General features: G+C 66.4%; 21 protein-coding genes. 10 read left to right on the plus strand and 11 right to left on the minus strand.

Annotation, left to right across the window (positions count from 1 at the left end; genetic code table 11):
• Window positions 1-48: 48 nt before the first annotated feature.
• Window positions 49-1,161: a glutamate-cysteine ligase family protein gene (locus BLR57_RS10990; protein ID WP_089697554.1), complete on the plus strand. Its 1,113-nt coding sequence runs from the start codon at window positions 49-51 to the stop codon at window positions 1,159-1,161.
• A gap of 42 nt (window positions 1,162-1,203) precedes the next feature.
• Here BLR57_RS10990 and BLR57_RS10995 read toward each other — a convergent pair whose 3' ends face one another.
• From BLR57_RS10995 to BLR57_RS11015, 5 genes are all read right to left on the minus strand, one after another.
• Complete coding sequence (locus tag BLR57_RS10995; protein ID WP_089697555.1) at window positions 1,204-1,887, minus strand: haloacid dehalogenase type II; 684 nt, start codon at window positions 1,885-1,887, stop codon at window positions 1,204-1,206.
• A 50-nt stretch (window positions 1,888-1,937) separates the two neighbouring features.
• The gene (locus BLR57_RS11000; RefSeq protein WP_170830613.1) at window positions 1,938-2,792 is read right to left on the minus strand and encodes an extracellular solute-binding protein; all 855 of its coding nucleotides are present in this window, start codon (window positions 2,790-2,792) and stop codon (window positions 1,938-1,940) included.
• Window positions 2,793-2,868: 76 nt separating this feature from the next.
• Complete coding sequence (locus tag BLR57_RS11005) at window positions 2,869-3,786, minus strand: hypothetical protein (RefSeq protein ID WP_089697557.1); 918 nt, start codon at window positions 3,784-3,786, stop codon at window positions 2,869-2,871.
• 45 nt (window positions 3,787-3,831) lie between these two features.
• Entirely contained in the window at window positions 3,832-4,968 is a 1,137-nt protein-coding gene (locus tag BLR57_RS11010; RefSeq protein ID WP_089697558.1) for a site-2 protease family protein, read from the minus strand.
• A gap of 82 nt (window positions 4,969-5,050) precedes the next feature.
• Window positions 5,051-5,737, minus strand: a complete 687-nt coding sequence (locus tag BLR57_RS11015) for a YqjF family protein (RefSeq protein WP_089697559.1) — start codon at window positions 5,735-5,737, stop codon at window positions 5,051-5,053.
• A gap of 148 nt (window positions 5,738-5,885) precedes the next feature.
• On the opposite strand from BLR57_RS11015, the gene BLR57_RS11020 reads away from it, so the two are divergent.
• On the plus strand, window positions 5,886-6,695 hold the full coding sequence (locus tag BLR57_RS11020; RefSeq protein WP_211603240.1) for a ZIP family metal transporter: 810 nt from the start codon (window positions 5,886-5,888) through the stop codon (window positions 6,693-6,695).
• Between the two features lie 97 nt (window positions 6,696-6,792).
• The gene (gene aglF, locus BLR57_RS11025) at window positions 6,793-7,542 is read left to right on the plus strand and encodes a UTP--glucose-1-phosphate uridylyltransferase AglF (RefSeq protein ID WP_089697561.1); all 750 of its coding nucleotides are present in this window, start codon (window positions 6,793-6,795) and stop codon (window positions 7,540-7,542) included.
• A 361-nt stretch (window positions 7,543-7,903) separates the two neighbouring features.
• Here aglF and glmM read toward each other — a convergent pair whose 3' ends face one another.
• Together glmM and BLR57_RS11035 are read right to left on the minus strand one after the other, a co-directional pair.
• Entirely contained in the window at window positions 7,904-9,220 is a 1,317-nt protein-coding gene (glmM, locus tag BLR57_RS11030) for a phosphoglucosamine mutase (RefSeq protein WP_089697562.1), read from the minus strand.
• Window positions 9,221-9,297: 77 nt separating this feature from the next.
• Window positions 9,298-9,627 (minus strand): DdfA family disk-determining factor, encoded by a 330-nt coding sequence (locus tag BLR57_RS11035; protein ID WP_089697563.1) that lies wholly within the window; start codon window positions 9,625-9,627, stop codon window positions 9,298-9,300.
• Between the two features lie 294 nt (window positions 9,628-9,921).
• Here BLR57_RS11035 and BLR57_RS19395 point away from each other — a divergent pair, with 294 nt between their 5' ends.
• Entirely contained in the window at window positions 9,922-10,083 is a 162-nt protein-coding gene (locus BLR57_RS19395; RefSeq protein WP_170830614.1) for a hypothetical protein, read from the plus strand.
• Window positions 10,084-10,087: 4 nt separating this feature from the next.
• Here BLR57_RS19395 and aglM read toward each other — a convergent pair whose 3' ends face one another.
• On the minus strand, window positions 10,088-11,380 hold the full coding sequence (gene aglM, locus BLR57_RS11040) for a UDP-glucose 6-dehydrogenase AglM (RefSeq protein WP_089697564.1): 1,293 nt from the start codon (window positions 11,378-11,380) through the stop codon (window positions 10,088-10,090).
• A gap of 148 nt (window positions 11,381-11,528) precedes the next feature.
• On the opposite strand from aglM, the gene BLR57_RS19400 reads away from it, so the two are divergent.
• A complete protein-coding gene (locus BLR57_RS19400) occupies window positions 11,529-11,690 on the plus strand; it encodes a hypothetical protein (RefSeq protein WP_170830615.1) in 162 nt (53 codons plus the stop codon).
• Window positions 11,687-11,908, plus strand: a complete 222-nt coding sequence (locus BLR57_RS19405) for a hypothetical protein (RefSeq protein WP_089697565.1) — start codon at window positions 11,687-11,689, stop codon at window positions 11,906-11,908. The genes BLR57_RS19400 and BLR57_RS19405 overlap by 4 nt, the downstream gene beginning before the upstream one ends.
• Here BLR57_RS19405 and BLR57_RS11050 read toward each other — a convergent pair.
• On the minus strand, window positions 11,895-12,974 hold the full coding sequence (locus tag BLR57_RS11050; protein WP_089697566.1) for a guanosine monophosphate reductase: 1,080 nt from the start codon (window positions 12,972-12,974) through the stop codon (window positions 11,895-11,897). The two genes, BLR57_RS19405 and BLR57_RS11050, sit on opposite strands and share 14 nt — an antisense overlap.
• 160 nt (window positions 12,975-13,134) lie before the next feature.
• On the opposite strand from BLR57_RS11050, the gene hpt reads away from it, so the two are divergent.
• A complete protein-coding gene (gene hpt / locus BLR57_RS11055; RefSeq protein WP_089697567.1) occupies window positions 13,135-13,707 on the plus strand; it encodes a hypoxanthine/guanine phosphoribosyltransferase in 573 nt (190 codons plus the stop codon).
• A gap of 99 nt (window positions 13,708-13,806) precedes the next feature.
• On the opposite strand, the gene BLR57_RS11060 is transcribed toward hpt, so the two are convergent.
• Window positions 13,807-14,328, minus strand: a complete 522-nt coding sequence (locus BLR57_RS11060; RefSeq protein ID WP_244509986.1) for a fasciclin domain-containing protein — start codon at window positions 14,326-14,328, stop codon at window positions 13,807-13,809.
• Window positions 14,329-14,535: 207 nt separating this feature from the next.
• Here BLR57_RS11060 and BLR57_RS11065 point away from each other — a divergent pair, with 207 nt between their 5' ends.
• From BLR57_RS11065 to BLR57_RS11075, 3 genes are all read left to right on the plus strand, one after another.
• Window positions 14,536-16,125 carry a bacterio-opsin activator domain-containing protein gene (locus BLR57_RS11065; protein ID WP_089697568.1) on the plus strand — a complete coding sequence of 530 codons (1,590 nt, stop codon included), beginning with the start codon at window positions 14,536-14,538 and terminating at the stop codon, window positions 16,123-16,125.
• 97 nt (window positions 16,126-16,222) lie between these two features.
• Window positions 16,223-16,402 (plus strand): DUF7563 family protein, encoded by a 180-nt coding sequence (locus BLR57_RS20035; RefSeq protein ID WP_089697569.1) that lies wholly within the window; start codon window positions 16,223-16,225, stop codon window positions 16,400-16,402.
• A gap of 132 nt (window positions 16,403-16,534) precedes the next feature.
• Window positions 16,535-17,419, plus strand: a complete 885-nt coding sequence (locus BLR57_RS11075) for a universal stress protein (protein ID WP_089697570.1) — start codon at window positions 16,535-16,537, stop codon at window positions 17,417-17,419.
• 358 nt (window positions 17,420-17,777) lie between these two features.
• On the opposite strand, the gene BLR57_RS11080 is transcribed toward BLR57_RS11075, so the two are convergent.
• The gene (locus BLR57_RS11080) at window positions 17,778-18,512 is read right to left on the minus strand and encodes a DUF4386 family protein (protein ID WP_089697571.1); all 735 of its coding nucleotides are present in this window, start codon (window positions 18,510-18,512) and stop codon (window positions 17,778-17,780) included.
• Window positions 18,513-18,654: the final 142 nt, after the last annotated feature.

Below are 18,654 nucleotides of genomic sequence, written 5' to 3' on the forward strand. Positions count from 1 at the left end.
GAAGCGACCACGCGGCCAGCGGCGTGAGAGCGTCACAGTGAGGCATACGTGCCACCACACCAATCAGAGCCGATACGACGGAGTATCGAAGTAGAGTACTGGGTTGTCGACGACCGTGGGAAACTCGTCGAGCCCGGTGAGATCATCGATGCAGCCGAGGGTGTCGAACGCGAGTTCGTCGAACCGATGGTCGAGATCAAGACGACACCGTGCGAGACGACGGCCGAGTTGCGGGCGGAGCTGTTCGACCGGGTCGGGACGGCGGTCGAGCGGGCCGACGGCCTCGGGAAGCGGCTCGTCCCGCTCGCGACGCCGGTGAACCACGAGGAGATCCGAGAGATCGAGAGCGACCGGACACGGATTCAGAACCAAGTCGTCGGCGACGCGTTCCAGTACGTTCGCCACTGCGCCGGGACACACATCCACGTCGAGCAGCAGCCGGGCCGTGCGGCCGACCAGTTGAACACGCTCGTCGCGCTCGACCCGGCACTGGCACTCGTCAACTCGTCGCGCTACTTCCGCGGCGGGCGGCTGGCGGCCGGTGCCCGCTCGAAACTCTACCGGTGGATGGCCTACGACGACGTGCCTCACCAGGGACGCCTCTGGCCGTACATCGACGACACCGAGGAGTGGACCCGCCGACTCGAACGGCGGTACGAGGACTTCACCACGGCCGCGCTGGACGCCGGTGTCGGTCGGCGTGCACTGCAGTCGGCGTTCGACGCGGAGAGTGCCGTGTGGACCCCGGTCCAGCTCCGGTCGGAGTTCGGGACCGTCGAGTGGCGTTCGCCCGATACGGCCCTGCCGAGTCAAGTCGCCCAACTCGCCGACGACGTAGTGGACGTCGTCGAACACGCCTGCGACACGAGCGTGCGTATCGACGGACAGACCGGCGGGCGCGTCAACGACGAGGTCGTACTCCCCGAGTTCGCGACGGTGGTCGACCACGTCGACAGCGCCATCCGTGATGGCCTGTCCTCGGAACAGGTCCGGGCGTATCTCGACCGGATGGGATTCGACGTCGACGCCTACAGCCCCCTCGCACCCGAGATCGACCGCGAGGGACGGGTCTCGGCCGAGGAGGCCAGAGAGATCCGGCTCGAATACGCCGACCGACTGTCGGCCGAGGTGCGGCAGAAGGAGCCACTCGCGGCCGACTGACGGCGCTCGGGCTGACTGGTCGACAGAAGACCGACAGTCAAGTCAGACACCGAGTGCCTCGGCCAGGTCGTCGAAGGTCTCGACCGTCAGGTCCGGGTCGTCGCCGAACGTCTCGTAGGGCGTCCCCTTCCGATCGACCCAGACGGCCTGCATTCCGGCGTGTTGAGCACCCATGACGTCGAACCAGCCCGCGGTGACGTGGGCGATCTCGCCGATGGGGGTTCCCGTCCGCGCGGCGGCGTGGCGGTACAGTTCCGCGTCGGGTTTGAACGTCTCCACCTCGTCGGCACTGATCGTATCCTCTATGAGGTCGCCGATGTCGGCGTGGTCAACCATCGACGCCAGCATCTCGGGATTGCCGTTCGAGACGACGTAGCAGTCGTAGCCAGCGTCGCGCAGGCGTTCGATGCCGTCACGCACGTCGTCGAAGACGTCGAGTTCGTGGTAGACGGCCAGAATCTCGTCGCGTTCCTCCTCGCTGATGTCGACTCCGTGAACGTCCAGCGCGTACTGGAGCGCGTCGCGGTTGATCTCGTAGAACGGCTGATAGCGGTCGATCTGGTTGCCGACGAAGGTGTACTCCAAGGAGCGCGCCCGCCACAGTTTCGAGACGGGTTCGGGGTCGTCGACGCGCGCCGCGAGTGCCTGTTCGGCGGCGTCGACGTCGACGAGCGTGCTGTAGGAGTCGAACGTGAGCGTCGAGACGGCGTCGGGGGTGAACGGCATGGTCGCCCTTCGGACGGCAGGGGGTTAACCGCTCGGCGGCCGCGGGGGCGTCAGTCGGAGCGGCCGCCCGGTGGCGTTCGAGCCGAGGCCGGATACGATTCGGGGACGGTGAAGCCGTGTTCGCGGAGCCGGTCGGTGTCGGAGACCAGCGCGTCGAGCCACGACTCGCCCGCGTCGGTCAACGCCGTCGCCCCGTAGCGGATCGGCGCGCCGCGGACCGTCCGGCCGGGAAGGTCGAGACTCGCCTGCGCGTACTCGTCGGCGAACGCAGGGTCCGAGAAGTCGAGTTCCGGCGGAAGCTCGACGAAGGGGAGGTCGTGTTCGACGGCCATGTTGCGGTAGACGAACGCGGCGTCGAGTTTGCCGGTCTCCAGCGTCTGCATCAGTGCCGTCTCCGGGAATATCGAGGAGTGTTCGAGGAGATCCGGCCGGTCGGCGAGGTCCAGCGCGAAGACGGTGCGGTAGCCGAGCGGGTCGGCTTTCGGGTCCGTGCGGCCGATGCGGACGTCGTCGCGGGCGAGTGCCTCGCGCCAGTCCGTCGCGATGGCGTCGGCGGCGGCGGAGTCGGGATTGTAGGCGATGACGAGCGCGTTCGTCGCGAAGAGCGTCACCTCGTCGGCGATGCCCTCGAAGAGCGTCGGGTCGGCGAGCGCGAGCACGTCGGGGTCGCGCGCGCCGTCGACGACGAGGTTGCGGACGGTCAGACTGCCGTGGGCCTCGACGGTCGCGCCGGGGACGCTGTCGGCGAGGACGAGCAGGCTCCCGGCGACGAGCGCGTCGACGTCGTCGGCAGCGGTATCGCCGGTCGCGTCGCCACGAGTCGCCCGGAATCCCACGGCTCCGGCCGCGGTGAGGCCGAGACCGCCGCCTGCGACCCGGAGGATCTGTCGTCTCGTTCGCGCCACTAAACGAAACCAGTGGTGACGACAGTAAAGAGATTTCGTAACCGACACTGGTTACCTCAGGCGGGCGGTCGCGGCGTCACCAGTTGCCGGGGCTGTACTCGAACTCGTAGCCGTCGACGGCGTCGGGCGGTAAGCCGACCGTCTCGAACAGCTCGCGGAAGGTCGCCCGGTAGTTCGCCTCGTCGATTTCCTCGCCCGGCGGCAGGCGGATTTCGAGGCGGACGCCGCCCAGTTGGTCCACGTAGGCGATATACCGGACGTCGCCGTCGCGGAGCGTCACGGCCGCGTTCGGAACGAGGTAGGTGACGGTGCCGACGTTCTCGCCGACGACGTAGGTCTCGCGGAACGTCCCTTCGCCGACCGACGGCTCGAAGCCCGTCGTCTCGCTCTCGGCTCGGAGGAACGCGCGCGCGCCGGTCGGGTCGGGGCGGGCGTCGACCTCGAAGGTCGGAAGGTCCGGGTTCGTCTCGGCGACCCGCATCTCGAACCGGGCAGCGTGTTCGGCGGCGGTGGCCTCGTCCATCTCGAAGGAGGCGGCGAGTCGTGTCGCGACCCACTCGCGGGGCGGGAGGTCCGCGACAGTGTAACGGTCGCCGGTCCGCGACCAGTTCGAGAAGACGACCCGCGAGGGTTCGTCGGGGGCCGTCGGATAGGTGAGTTCTACCGTCGACAGATTGCCGTACTGGTAGGTGACGTACCAGACGCGCACGTCGTCGCCGTACAGGGCTTCCAGTTCGGGCGTGTCGCCGTCGTAAGCCCGCGGCGACCGCGCGTTGACGTACCGGGGTTCCTCGACCCGGTAGCCCGCCGCGCGGGCGTCGCCGACGACGGCGTCGTAGTCGACGTCGCCGAGGTTCTGTCCCGGCGCGTAGTACGTCGCGTGGTCGGACACGACGAGCAGGGCACCGAAGCCCACGTAGACCGCACCGACGACGAGGAGGAGGGCGAGGACGACGGCCACGACACCGACCAGCCACTTGGTCGAACGGTTCATAGCCGTAGTGACGCTTCAAGAACACAAAAGCGGCACCGTCGTGGGTCACACCGACCGACGGAGTTCGCGCTGAATCTCGATTGCGGCGAAGAACGAGCCTTGCGAGACGGTGCCGACGACCTCGCCCCCCGACTCGACGAGCGCGTCGTCGACACCGCGCTGCCCGAGGTCGACGAGCGTCTCGAAGGCGTCGGCCGCGGCGTCGACGCGGACGGGGGGTTCGGCGACGACGAGGTCGTCGAGGCGGGTCGTCTCGTACGCGTCCCGCGGCAGGTCCCGGAGGTCCTCGAGGCGGACGACGCCGACGACCCCCGTGTCGTCGACGACTGGCACCGAGAGTCGGTGGCGGCTGAGCATCGTCGTCACGAGCGTCGCCACCGTGTCGTCGGGACCGAGCGTCGTCGTCACGGGGTCCATCACGTCGGCGACGGACAGCCCGTCGAGCAGGTCGTCGAGGACGGTCACCCGCGCCTCGCTCTTGGCCGCGCTGTAGACGAACAGCGCGACGAGGATGAGCACCGGATTGAACAGGAGGACGCCGAGGACGGCGAAGACGAGCGCGAAGGTGACGCCGAGGCTGGCGGCGATGCGGGTGGCGACGCCGTAGGGGCGGTTCCGGGCGAGGAGTGCCCGCAGCACCCGCCCGCCGTCCATCGGAAACGCGGGCAGGAGGTTGAACAGCGCGAGCGTCACGTTGACGACGGCGAGCCAGCCCGCGACGAAGACGGCCACCGGAAACCGCCCGGGGACGACCTGGACGAGACCGGCGCAAGCGACACCCACGAGGACGCTCGTGGCCGGGCCGGCCAGTGCGATCCAGAACTCGCGGTCCCACTCGCGGGGGATGCGGTCGAAGCGGGCCAACCCCCCGAATATCCAGAGCGTGATCGACTCGGTGTGGAGACCGTAGCGACGCGCGACCAGCGCGTGGCCGAGTTCGTGGACCGTGACGCCCGCGAAGAGACCGAGCGCGGCGAGCGAGCCGACGAGCCACGGTGTCCAGCCGACAGTGAGTGCCGCGACGTCGACGGGCTGGGGGGCGAACCGGTCGATGACACTCGCATAGAGGGCGATCTGCCCGCCACTGCCGACGAGCCACGCGAGGACCGGGAGGAAGACGACGAGCGAGAGGTTGACCCGGATGGGGATCCCCCACAGCCGCACGACCGTGAAACTCCGCATAGTCGACATAGGTACTCAGGGGAGATAACGGCAGAGGCGGTCGGCGGGCCTCTCGGGAGTGGTCAGGACCCCGAGACAGCCGCTACAGCCGCTTGCTCCGCGAGGTAACCACGTCGAGACCGGGGCTGTAGTGGTAGACCGGGTCGGCGTCCGGCGTGCGAAAGCCGTGGGAGGCGAGCAGCGTGTCCGTCGTCACGTCGGCGGCTGCCAGATACAGCGTCCACGGCTCGTGGTCGACGTCGGTGTACCGCATCGAACCGTCCTGTGCCTCCGTGTAGAAGCGGTAGCGTTCGACGAGAAACTCGGTGAAGGGGTCGTCGGGGGCGGCGACCGGCGCGCCTGTCGGCCAGTAGGTCGCCTCGTAGTGGGCGGGCCGCGAGCCGGGGTGGAGCCGTCGGCTGCGGAACCGGACGCGGTCCGCTTCGACTTGCAATGAGATGCGGGCGTAGTAGTACGGCAGATGGTGGAACAGCCGCGCGCCGACGACGCTCGACACGCCCTGGGCGTCGAGACTGAAGAAGTAGACGCTGGGGACGCCGTCGCGGGTGACGTACGTCCGGACGTTGAGTTCGGGGAGCCGGATACCGAACGCCTCGGGGACGCCCTTCGGCCGGACGGCGACGTTGGTGAAGGGGACGACCGAGAGCCACGCCGACCCGTCGTACGTGTCGGCGTCGAGTCCCGGCGGGAGATGGGCGTCCATCACGTCGGGGTCGACCGGCCAATTCTCGAACAGGAGGTGTCGCCACCCCATCTCCAGCGGGACCATGCAGAGGCTCCGTCGGTGAGCGGCAAAGCCCTTTGGTCGGTGTGGGAGGTCGCCAACTCAACATTGATACGGCTGGGTAGTGTCGGGATTCTGTACGACAGATGAGACGTGACCAGACGAGGTGGCTTCGGTGGTAGTCGAGGAGTTCATGCGACTGTTCGGCTCGAACCCGGTCGTCCACGGACTGGTCGGTGGGGTCGTCATCGCGCTGCTCAACCTCCTGGGCGCGTCGCTGGTCTTCGTCTGGCGGAATCCCTCGGCGCGGGCGATGGACGGGACGCTCGGCTTCGCCGCCGGGGTGATGCTCGCCGCGAGCTTCACGAGCCTCATCATCCCCGGCATCGAGACGTACTCCAACGGCAACCCGCTCCCGGTCCTCTTCGGGGTCGCACTCGGCGCGCTCTTCTTGGACCGCTCGGACAAGCTCGTGCCGCACGCGCACTATCTGCTCTCGGGACGGCGTCGGGCGGACGCCGCGAACCCCGATACCGACCTCCCGGTCGACGACGAGCGGCTCGCCGGCGTCGTGCTGTTCATCCTCGCCATCACGCTCCACAACATGCCCGAAGGGCTGGCCGTCGGCGTCGGCTTCGGCAGCGGCGACCTGGAGACGGCCATCCCGCTCATGCTCGCCATCGGTATCCAGAACATCCCTGAGGGATTGGCCGTCTCGGTGGCGGCCATCAACGCCGGACTGGACAAGCGGTTCTACGCCGCGTTCGCGGGCATCCGGTCGGGCGTCGTCGAGATTCCGCTCGCCGTGCTCGGCGCGTACGCGGTCCAGACCGTGTCGGCACTCCTGCCCTACGCGATGGGGTTCGCCGCGGGCGCGATGCTGTTCGTCATCAGCGACGAGATCGTCCCCGAGACCCACGCGAAGGGCCACGAACGCGTCGCGACGCTCGGGACCATCTTCGGCGTCATCGTGATGCTCTATCTCGACATCTCGCTCGGCTAATACCCGACGAGTGTCGCGACGAGGACGCTGCGGACGACCCGTTCGGCGGTTATCCACCGTGTAACGAAACCCGTGTCTCGCGTCCGCTAGGGCATCTATGAAAGCCGTCGTGCTCGCAGCAGGAGAGGGAACCCGACTCCGACCCCTGACAGAAGACAGACCGAAGGCACTCGTCGAAGTCGACGGCGACCCGCTTCTCACCCACTGTTTCGAGGAGCTTCGGGCACTCGGTGCCGAGGAGTTCGTCGTCGTCGTCGGCTACCGCGCCGAACAGATCATCGAACACTACGGTGACGAGTTCAGGGGAATCCCCATCACCTACACCCACCAGCGCGAGCAACTCGGTCTCGCGCACGCCCTGTTGACCGTCGAACCCCACATCGACGATGAGTTCATGCTGATGCTCGGCGACAACGTCTTCCGGGCGAACCTCGACGCCGTCGTCGCGGTCCAGACGGAGTCGGACGTCGACGCCGCCTTCCTCGTCGAGGAGGTCCCGTTCTCGGAGGCCTCGCGCTACGGCGTCTGCGTCACCAACGACGCGGGCGAAATCGTCGACGTGGTCGAGAAGCCCGAGGAGCCGCCGTCGAATCTCGTGATGACGGGGTTCTACACCTTCTCACCGGCTATCTTCCACGCCTGCCATCTCGTCCAGCCCTCCGACCGCGGCGAGTACGAACTGCCGGACGCCATCGACCTCCTGATTCGCAGTGGTCGGTCGATCCGCGCCATCCCGCTGGACGGCTGGCGGATCGACGTGGGCTACCCCGAGAACCGTGACGAGGCCGAACGCCGGGTTCGTGCCGAACGGCCCACAACGCGGCAGGCCGAAGCGATAGAGGACTGACGACGCCTGCGGGACAGCTGCTGCGACGACCCGACTCCTTCTCTCCCCACTAGTACGGTGGATTCGTATTTCTACGTGCGAGACCCGCTGCGTCCCCACGCACGAGACACAGTGGTCCCACACACGAGACACGCAGCATTCCCACGCACGAAGCACCCACACACGCCGCACAGGCCACGCTATCCGGGATACCCTTCTGGTGTCTCCGCTGTCCGGGGCACTAACGACAGCCGTGGCTCTGCGAGAAGTAAGGGTTCCGGGGTGACTGCCGTTCGTTATGGCACGCGAACCGGTCAGTCGCGGGGCCCGGAACAAGTAAGATTACCCATCGAAAGAATATAAAGTCTCTCCCGTCAGGGGGTTAGACTCGGACCCGCGCCGTGCTGACGAGCGAGCGCGCCTCCTCTAAGAGTTCCGTCGCCCGCTCCGGGTCTTGAGCCTCCGCAGTCAGTCGAATCAACGGCTCCGTCCCGCTGGCGCGGACGAGGAACCAGCCGTCGTCGGTGTCGACGCGGACGCCGTCGGTCGCCGTCACCGTGTCGTACTCCGAGAGCACGCGGCCGACGACGCCGTCCATCACACGGTCGGGGTTGTCGAGGCGGAGGTTCTCACGTTTCGTCGTGTAGCCGTCGAAGCCCGCCAGGAGCCCGGAGAGCGACCCCTCACAGGAGACGAGACTGGCGAGCTTGCAGGCCGCGTAGTGGCCGTCGGGGCAGAGCGTCTCGTGGGGCCAGATCCACGCGCCGCTGGGTTCGCCGCCGAAGACGACGTCCGGGTCGGTCGCACGCGCGGCGATGTGGACATCGCCGACGGGCGTGTAGACGACCTCGCCGCCGACGCCGCTGACGATGTCGCTGACGAGCAGGCTGGTGTCGATGGGGACGGCGACGAGGTCGCCCTCCGAGACCGCCTCGCGGCCGAACAGCGCGAGGAGCGCGTCGCCGGGGACGAACGTGCCGTCGTCGGTCACGGCGACCATCCGGTCGGAGTCGCCGTCGTGGGCGATGCCGAAGAGGGCGTCGGTGGCGGCGACTGTCTCGCGGAGCCGGTGGCAGGTCTCGGCGGTCGGCTCGCTCCTGCGGGAGGGGAACCGGCCGTCGGGCTGGGCGTTCAGCGTGTCGACGGTGCAGCCGAGTTCGTACAGCGCGTCGACCGTGACGCGGCCCGTGCCGTTACCGAGGTCGACGACCACTGGCACGTCCATCGGCTCGAAGCTGTCGACGAGATGGGCGACGTGGCGGTCGGCGGCGTCGTCGACGACGCGTTCGGTGCCGAAGGCGTCCCAGTCGGCGACGCGGTGGCCGTTTCCGATGACGTCGGTGACGATCTTTCGACTCTGTGCCCGGTCGAACGCCTGCCCGGAGGGGTTCCAGAACTTCAGCCCGTTGTCGGGCGCGGGGTTGTGCGAGGCGGTGACGGCGATGCCGAGGTCCGCGTCCAGCCAGCCGACGCTGCGGGCGATAGTGGGCGTGGAGGCGACACCGAGTCGAATCACGTCGACGCCGCACTCCCGCAGGCCGACGCTGACGGCGTCGGCGAGGAGGCCGCCGCTCGTCCGGACGTCCTGGCCGATGACGACGGTATCAGCACCGTTGGCGACGGCGCGGCCGATACGGAGGGCTAGCTCAGCGGTGACGGTCGTTCCGACGGGACCCCTGATCCCGCTCGTTCCAAACATGGCTCACGTAGCCGGGCAGAAGCGATTAGTATAGGCGGCATAACCGGACTGTCCGGGTCAGTCCGAGTCAATCCGGGTTAGTCCGTGTGGGCCACGCCCCGTACTTCTTCGACGAGTGTGATCGAGAGGCAGCCGTCGCCGCCGACGGTCACCGTACAGCCCGCATACCGGAAAGTCAGCAGACGGGGCGTCGTCCCGTCCGGCGGTGACCCGAAGAGCGCGTCAAGTGCGTCCGTCTCGATACAGTCCGCCAGCGGGGGCAGGGCGGTCGGTTGACGGCCCGTGACGGCCGCGACCGCGTCGACGACGGCGAGGCTCACCGACTCGCTCCACTCGTACGCCGTTTCGTGCGTTGAGCGGCTGCTCGTCGCGTCACCGTCGTCCCAGTCGTCGCTGAATCCTCCCATGAGTTCGTCTCGTCACCCCTCCGAGAGATGTCGCGATATCGACCGACGGAGGGTTGTAGGCATAAGTACGGGGTACCACGTTATCGTTCGGCACTCCCTATGATATAGCGTCTCCCCCGTCTCTCGGTTTTCACCGAACGTATATCCGGACGGTCGTGCCGAGAAACAGATCGCCGAAACCCGCAGACGAGAGCCAGTGCCGCGGGGAAACGTCGCGATGCGTCACCGGGAGGGTGTGGCTGCCGTCGTGAACGATCTCCCACTGGTATATCCTCTCGCTACGTGTAGTGCACAATGAGTACCGGCATCCGTGTTCCGCGACAGCCTCCCCGCCGGCAGTCGCTCTCGACTGTCTTTCCGGGGTTCGCCCCGAACGCCCCGAAGCGGAACGTTCTCGTCCTCCTCGGCTACCTCTTCGGCCTCTTGCTCGCCGTGAACCTCCTCGCGCTCTTGTAGCGGCTTACCAGGTCAACCCCTCGTACGTCAGTCCCTCGCGACGCCCGACAACGTGGCGGCCGTCGACGACCACGGGTCGCGCCATGGTGTCGAACTCCTCGTCCAACGCCGCGAACTCGTCCCAGTCGGTGACGACGACGGCCCCGTGGGCGTCCCGCAACGCCTCGGCCGCGCTGTCGGCGTACGTGATGTCGGGGAACCGCTCGCGCATCCGGTCGGCCGCGACGGGGTCGTAGCCGACGACGTCGGCACCGCGGTCGAGCAGTCCCTGGATGACCGGGATGGCTCGCGACTCGCGGATGTCGTCGGTGCCGGGCTTGAACGACAGGCCGAGCACCGCCACGCGCTGCCCCGCGACGTCGCCATGGTCGTCGAGCAGGGAGAGGAGCCGCTCGGGCTGGCGGTCGTTGACGGCGACGGCGGCCTTCAGCAGTTGGGCGTCGTAGCCGACCTCGTCTGCGGCGGCGATCAGTGCCGCGACGTCCTTCGGGAAGCACGACCCGCCCCAGCCCACACCGGAGTTCAGGAACTGCGAGCCGATGCGGTCGTCGAGTCCGATGGCGTCGGCGACCTCGTAGGCGTCGATGCCGTACTCCTTGCAGATGTTGCCCAACTCGTTCATCAGGCTGATCTTCGCCGCGAGGAAGGCGTTGTTGGCGTATTTGATGATCTCCGCTTCGTTCAAGCCTGTTTCGACGACGTGAGTGTCCGTCGTCTCCGTCAGCGGGCGGTAGAGTTCTCGGAGCGTGGCGAACGCCGCCTCGCGCTCCGCCCCGAAGACGATCTTGTCGGGATCGAGGAAGTCAGAGACGGCGTGGCCCTCTCGCAGAAATTCGGGGTTCATCGCGACATCGATTCCCTCGCCCAACTGCTTGCCGCTGGCTTCGACCAGGACGGGCGCGACCCGCTCGGCGGTCGTTCCGGGGACGACGGTACTCTTGACGACGACGAGATGTTCGCCGTCCTTCTCGCGGAGTGCCTCCCCGAGCGACTCCGTCCCCATCTCGACGAGGCTCGTGTCGATGCTGCCGTCCTTGCGGGAGGGCGTCGGCAGCGCGATGAACGTCACGTCGGTGTCGCGGACGGCCGCGTAGTCCGTCGTCGCGCGGAGCCGGTTGCCCGCGTGTTCGGCGACGAGGTCGGCGAGACCGGGTTCGTGGATGGGGGCCTCGCCGGCGTTGATTCGGTCGACGACCGACTCGTCGACGTCGATTGCGGTGACCGTGTGGCCGAGGTCCGCCAGACACGCCGCGAGCGTCGTGCCGACGTAGCCACTGCCGATGATGCTGACCTTCACTGTCGGAGAATGACACCGTCCGCTCGGTTGAAGCTTTCGTCAGTTCGGCGTCGCCGGCGGGCGGTAGTCACCGAATAACCCCCGACCACCGGCTTCTTTACCTCGCCGACCGCCGAGTGAACCGACGCGTCGGCGACACGAATCCACCATGAACCTCCTCGACCGCTACCCCGTCTTCCTCGCGACCGTCCTCGCGGGGGTGCTCTACGGTCTCGGCCAGCTGGCCGCCCGCGAGCTGGGGCTGGACCCGGTCGTCGGCTTCGTTCTGGCTGGACTCGCCATCCTCGTCGCGTGGCAGGTCAGCCAGTGACGTCGGCGCGCTTGAACAGTACCGCCTTCGTGGCCGTCGTCGCCAGCGTGACGTTCGAGGCGTTCGGGGTGTTCGAGGCGTTCGAAGCGTTCGGGGCGTTCGAGGCGTTCGGGGCGTTCGGAGGGGCTGATGGTGAATTCGACAGTAGGTGGCTGGCGAACCGCACACTCCCCCGTCAGGGGGAAGCAGGCGTCCGAGAGCGACTTACTGCAGAATAGGTGCTTCTTCTTGCTCGTCTGTCTCGACATCGTCGCCGCCGAGGAAGACCTGGTGTGCGCCCTCGCGTTCTTGGGCACTCGCGGCGACGCGGATGAACTCTGCCTTCTCGCGGGCCTCGGCGACCGTGTGGCCGCCGCAGTAGCTGACGCCCGAGCGGATGCCAGCGAGGAACTCCTCGACGAGCGGCGCGACGGGACCCTTGTACGGCGTCAGGCCTTCGACGCCCTCGTCGGCGTCGGGGGTGAGGTCCTTGTCCGTCCGGTTCTCGTTGGCCGCCGTGGAGGCCATGCCGCGCGAGTGCTTGAACTGCTCTTCGCCCACGTCGACGACCGCGCCGGGTGCCTCGTCGGTGCCGGCGAAGAAACTGCCCATCATCACGGTGTCGGCACCGGCCATCAGTGCCTTCGCGGCGTCGCCGGAGGTCCGAATCCCGCCGTCGGCGACGACGGTGATTCCGAGGTCGTGAGCGGTGGTCGAACAGTCGTCGACCGCCGTGAGTTGGGGCGTGCCCGCGCCAGCGACCTGCCGGGTCGTGCAGTGCGAGCCGGGACCGACGCCGACCTTGACGGCGTCAGCACCCGCCGCGTAGAGGTCTTCGACCGCCTGCGGTGTGACGACGTTGCCGACGACGAGATCCGTCGAAAACTCGCTGTCGAGCGTCTCGACGGCGTCGAGACAGGCCTCCATGTGGCCGTGGGCGACGTCGACGGTGAGCGCGTCGACACCCGCGTCGACGAGCGCGGCGGCTCGCTCGCGGTAGTCCTCGTTGATGCCGACGGCCGCGGTGACCTGCTCGCCCGCTTGCTCGACGCGACGGACCTGCGCGGCCTGTTCTTCGATGCTCAGAAAGCGGTGGATAGTGCCGATGCCGCCGAGTTCCGAGAGCGTGGTTGCCAACTCGGCCTCGGTCACGGTGTCCATCGCCGCGCTCACGAGCGGCGTGTCGAGTTCGACGCTCGGCGTGAGCTGGCTCGTCAGATCCACGTCGCTCCGGCTGTCGACCGGGGAGCGTTGCGGTATCAACAGTACGTCGCCGTACGAGAGTCCGGTTCTTACGTCCATGATGACCCCTTCTCTCGAAACTGGAGCGGAGACTTATCGCTACCGATTCGTTCCGACGCCACCGCGTCCCGTCTCTCGCGCTCGGTGTCTCGTTCTCCGTGGGCGGTGTTCGAAGCGACGGACGACCCCACGACGTTTTACTCACTCCTCGTGAACGGCCCACATGGAACGTCTCCGCCAGTCGTTCGCCGACGCGCCGGTCATCGAGAAGGCCGACGGCTACCAGTACGTCGTCCATCCGATGAGCAACGGCGTGCCGATGCTCGAACCCCAACTGTTGCGCGAGGTCGCCGTCGGCATCACGCGCGTCGCGGAGTTGGAGACCGTCGACAAGATCGTCACGCCGGAAGCGATGGGTATCCACATCTCCACGGCCGTCTCGCTCGTGACAGACATCCCGCTCGTCGTCGTCCGAAAACGCCAGTACGGTCTCGACGGCGAGGTGTCGCTCCACCAGGAGACGGGCTACTCCGAGTCCGAGATGTACATCAACGACGTCGAGGCGGGCGACCGCGTCCTCGTCCTCGACGACCTGCTGTCGACCGGCGGGACGCTCGCGGCCATCACCGAGGCACTGGACGCCATCGGTGCCGAGGTCGTCGACGTGGTTGTCGCGATTCGGAAGGCTGCGACCGACAGCGCGATGGACGAGTCGCCGCACGACGTGCAGTCGCTTGTCGACATCGAGATGCGCGACGGCGAGGTCGTCGTGGTCGGCGAGTACGGCGAGCAGTAGCTGACGAGAGCGCTCGCTGTTCGCTCGGAGTTCACGTTAAAATCGAAATCGGGTCGGGTCGGTTCGGAGAGACACAATCCGCTCTCCGGTCGGATATCCCTACGGGAGCAACACGCCGTTGATGACGTGGACGACGCCGTTCGACGCCTCGATGTCCACGAGGTCGAGGTCGAACAAGGTGGCCTGACCGCCGTTCAGGGAGGTCCCGTCGACGTCGACGAACTGGCCGTTCAACATGCGGATTTTCGGGGCGTTCACGACGGACGGCGAGTAGCGTCGCCCGGGCGTCACGTGGTAGAGGAGGACGTCGAGGAGGAACTCGTCGTCCAGCTCGTCGACGTTGTCGACGGTGATGCCTGCCTCGTTGAACGCCTCGTCCGTCGGTGCGAAGACGGTGAACTGTCTGTTACCGCTGAGCGTCTCGACGAGTCCTGCCTCGGTCACTGCAGCGGCAAGCACGTTGAAGCCGTTCGCGATGGCGATGTCGACGATGGTCATGTCGCCGGACGCTCCCGTATTCTTTCCTTCGCGGGCCGACGCCGTGCCGACGCCACCGACTGCCAGAATCGCGCCTGCTGCACCCGCAGTCCGTAAGAATTTCCGCCGCTGCTGGTCGATCATTGGATAACTCCGATATATTAGAAGAACGGTACAGTCATAGCCAGATTACCTTACCAGTCCGGTCGCCGTGGAACGCCTCGGGCTGCTGACCGTCCTGTTGACTGTCGCGAGGTGTAGCATTCGTGAGTCATCCCGCGACGTCGGGCGCAGGAGGACGTCAATCGGAGTCGGAGATATATAGCAGCCACTCGTCCTACTACCCGACTCATGGGCGAATCCGAGGGAGAACCCGGGGTGGACTTCGAGCTCAAGGAGCGTGCGATGGACAAGGCACCCGTCGGAATCACCATCTCCGATCCCAGCCGCGAAGACAACCCGATGATCTACGCCAACGAGGCCTTCGAACGGCTGACCGGCTACCCACGGACAGAGGTCCTCGGCCGCAACTGTCGGTTTCTCCAGGGTGCGGCGTCCGCACCAGAGGCCATCCGACAGATGTCCGAAGCGATTGCCGCGGACGAGGAGACGACGGCCGAGTTGGTGAACTACCGGGCGAACGGTGAGGCCTTCTGGAACGAGGTGACGATCGCTCCACTTCGTGACGAGGATGGGACGGTGACCCACTACGTCGGCTTCCAGAACGACGTCACGGCTCGCAAAGAGGCAGAGTTCGAGGTCATCCAACGCACCGAAGACCTCGAACATCTCGTCCGTCGCATCAACGGTCTGATGAAGGACGTCACGGAGCGGTTGATGCAATCGACCTCCACGGAGGAGGACCTACGGAAGGTGACCGAACGGATTGCTGCGGCCGACCCGTACGTGTTCGCCTGGTTCGGTGAGCCGGACCTGCTCTCGGAGACGGTCGTGCCGTCCTCGTGGGCGGGCGAGGGCGACTCACTCGAGGGTATCGAGGTCGCAATCACCGACGACGACCCGACAGCCCGAGCCTTCGACACGCGGTCGGTCCAGACCGCCCCCGTCGACGGGACGGTCTGCTCGGACTCGCTTCCCAGCGCACGGTCGCTGGCTGCCGTTCCAGTCACCTACCGGGAGACCGTCTACGGTGTTCTGACCGTCTACTCCGACACGGACGACGTGTTCGACGAGCGCGAGACGGTCGTCCTCGAGGCACTCGGTCGGACGATTGGGACGGCCATCAACGCCAGAGAGAGTCGACGGATTCTCACGGCCGACAACATCGTCGTCCTGGAGTTCGAGGTGAGCGACCCGGCACTGTTCGTCGTCGACCTCTCGGCCCGAGAGGACTGTCGACTCGAATATCACGGGTCGATCGACCCCGAGAACGACGCACTGTCGATGTTCTTCTCTACGGATGCACCGCGCACGAGACTCGTCGACCTCGCCGAGGAGGCCGCCGAGGTCGACCGTGCGACGGTAATCAGCGGCGACGACGAGGCGAACCTCGTCGAATTCCGGATGGCAGAGACCTCGGTCGTTGCCGAGCTGGCGGAACGCGGCGTCATCACACGTTCGATTGTGGCGGCCGACGGGCGGGCCCACATCACTCTGGAACTCCCGTCGGCGGTCGACGCGCGAACGATTGCGACACTACTCCGGGACCGCTATACCGGGACCGAACTCGTCGCGTCACGGACACGCGACCGCCCGGCGACGACGAAACAGGAGTTCATCGCCGGTGTGGAGGCGCAACTCACCGACCGTCAGGTGACGGCCCTTCAGAAGGCATATCTCAGTGGGTACTACGCCCCGAACCGTTCCACGACTGGCGACGAACTGGCCGAGTCGATGGGCATCTCGCGCGCAACGTTCCACCAACATCTCCGAGCGGCGGAACAGAAACTGATGGCAGAGTTCTTCGACGCGAGAACCTGACCAGTAAGGTATCGCCGTTTGGGCAGTGGGTCTCGTCGGTGTATGTACAAGGTCGCACTCACGGAGCAGAGAGAGTCGACGACCGACGAGAGAAAACATGACAGAGTGTAATTACTGTGGAAGTAACGTTTCGCACGACTTTGCCCGTGTCTTCGCCGATACGAACGGACGCATCCTCGCGTGTCCTTCCTGTTCGGCGAATGCAGGCATTGCGGATGTGGCGGTGCAGAGAGCCGAGCAGTTGGCGCAGGCAGGTCAGGAGCCGGCCGAACTGTAACTCGCACGTCCCACACAGGGGAGACAGCCACGAATCCGACCGACAGCCACTCCACCGCGAATCGACCTCGGACGAACAGGAGTCGAACGTTTCAGGCAAGCTGTCAAGCAGGTTGACTGCGTTCTAGGAGGTATGTACGACCGAATCCTGGTACCCACAGACGGCAGCGACTGGGCGATGGCAGCCGCGAACCACGCCTTCGCGCTGGCCAAATTGGGTGATGCGACGGTCCACGCGCTGTCGGTCGTCGACCTCAGGCATTTCGAGGACGACGTGGTCGGCTCGGCCAGCGAAGACCTCTCTATCGCCGAACAGGCCGCCAAGGCTGCCGTCGAGCGCGTCCAGCAGGTCGGCGAGGAGAGTGGCTGTCGCGTCCGGACCCACGTCGAACGTGGAATCCCCCACGAGACGGTGCTCCGGTTCGTCGCCGACCACGACGTCGACCTCGTCGTCATGGGCACCCACGGCCGGACGGGGCTGGAGCGGTTCCTGCTCGGCAGCGTCACCGAGCGCGTCCTCCGCGGGTCGCCCGTGCCGGTGCTCACTACGCATCTCGACGGCGACGGCGGGACGCTGCCGACCTACGAACATCTGCTCGTCCCGACCGACGGCAGCGAGGGCGCGCGCGACGCGCTGGACCGCGCCGTCGCGGTCGCCACGGCTGCCGGGGCACGGCTGACGGTGCTCTCGGTCGTCGATTCGCGGGCGTTCACCGGCGGCTTCGAAACCGGCCCGACGCTGCCGAACATCCGCGAACAGCTCCAGCAGTACGCCGAGGACGCCGCGGACGCACTCGTCAGGCGGGCGGCGGACGCTGGCGTCGACGCCGACAGCGTCGTCACGGTCGGGCTTCCGGCGACCGAGATCACGGCGTACGCCGAGAGCAACGACGTCGACCTCGTCGTCATGGGCACCCACGGCCGCAGTGGGCTGGAACGGCTCATCCTGGGGAGTGTCACCGAGCGAGTGGTCCGCACGTCGGAGACACCCGTCTTGGCCGTCACGCCGACCGAATAACCCCGTCCGGTGTGGTGGGATGGTCGATTTCTGATACGTGTGGCGTGCTGAATTTAGAGGGTGCGTTCACCATTCCCTCAGCCGTCGATAGTGCAATGAAGTTCCGGTTTCTCTGGTATCAATACGAGCGAAGAGCAGGCACGTGCTCTCGGCATCCTTGGCATCCTCTTGTCCGTTCTGACGTTGAGCGATACCGTTCTCTGGTTCGCTGGAATCGTTTGAACTCTCTGACCGACTCGCGCACTATATCCAGCACGACACTGAAACCCCACGACTCACTGTCAGGAGTCGCGTGTGGGACTTAGAGGATGTCTGTAGCACCCTCGTCCCGGTCTCGTCTATTCTGTCGTTCGCGGAGTCACTCGCCGTGAAGAGGGGCGGATGCCTTGCGGCGACTTGCGCGTAACAGGAGGATTCCGAGAGCGACGAACCAGACGATCTGGGTAAGGCCGAAGATACCACCGCCGATCTCACCGAACGCTGGAACGGCCGAGAGGATACCTGCCGCTCCCACGACGAATCCAAGGTAGTTGACTAATCTGTGGAGTGCCCCTGCACGGAGGGCTACTACACTCACAAGCAGCGTCCAGAGCCCACCGACGACCTCGTTGCCGCCGCCCAGTCCATCGACGACCGGACTGATGGCCAGCCAGACCGTCGTCGCCTGCGCCGGGTCGGTGTTGTAGAGGTCGACGACCACGCCCGTCGCGAGCGTGGCGACCATCCCGCTGGCGATGACGAGGCCAGCCCAGATCAGCCCGAAGGCAGTTGTCGCCCGCATCAACATCGGTGCGTCGGTCGCAAGCCGCTCGTGGAGTGCCAGCACGAGTCCCACCAGCACGATGCCGAACACCACGTAGATGAGCAGATACATCGCCGACAGACTGGCCTCGTTCGCGACGAACAGCTCGACCTGCTGGAGTGCCCCGCTGACGCTCGCGAAGTCGAGAATGACGAGGAAATAGACGATGCCAGCCACGTAGATAGCCGCCTCCGTCAGCGCGGCGAGTCCACCGACCAGCAGATAGTTCCAGTACCCCGTCGTGGGCGACTGCTCGATATCATCCACTGCTTGTCCGGTCGTTGTTGCCATACGGGATCAACCCACATACCTTGACGGCTGAGGAAATAATCGTTTCTAGAACGGCGTTATTCGGCCTCTAGATGTCGATATTCGGCTTTTGTGGAAATTACCTGCCGCTGTCCTCGGTGGCGGTAAGCGGATGTTTCACTGT

The organism is Halogranum gelatinilyticum (genome assembly GCF_900103715.1).
Lineage (GTDB): Archaea > Halobacteriota > Halobacteria > Halobacteriales > Haloferacaceae > Halogranum > Halogranum gelatinilyticum.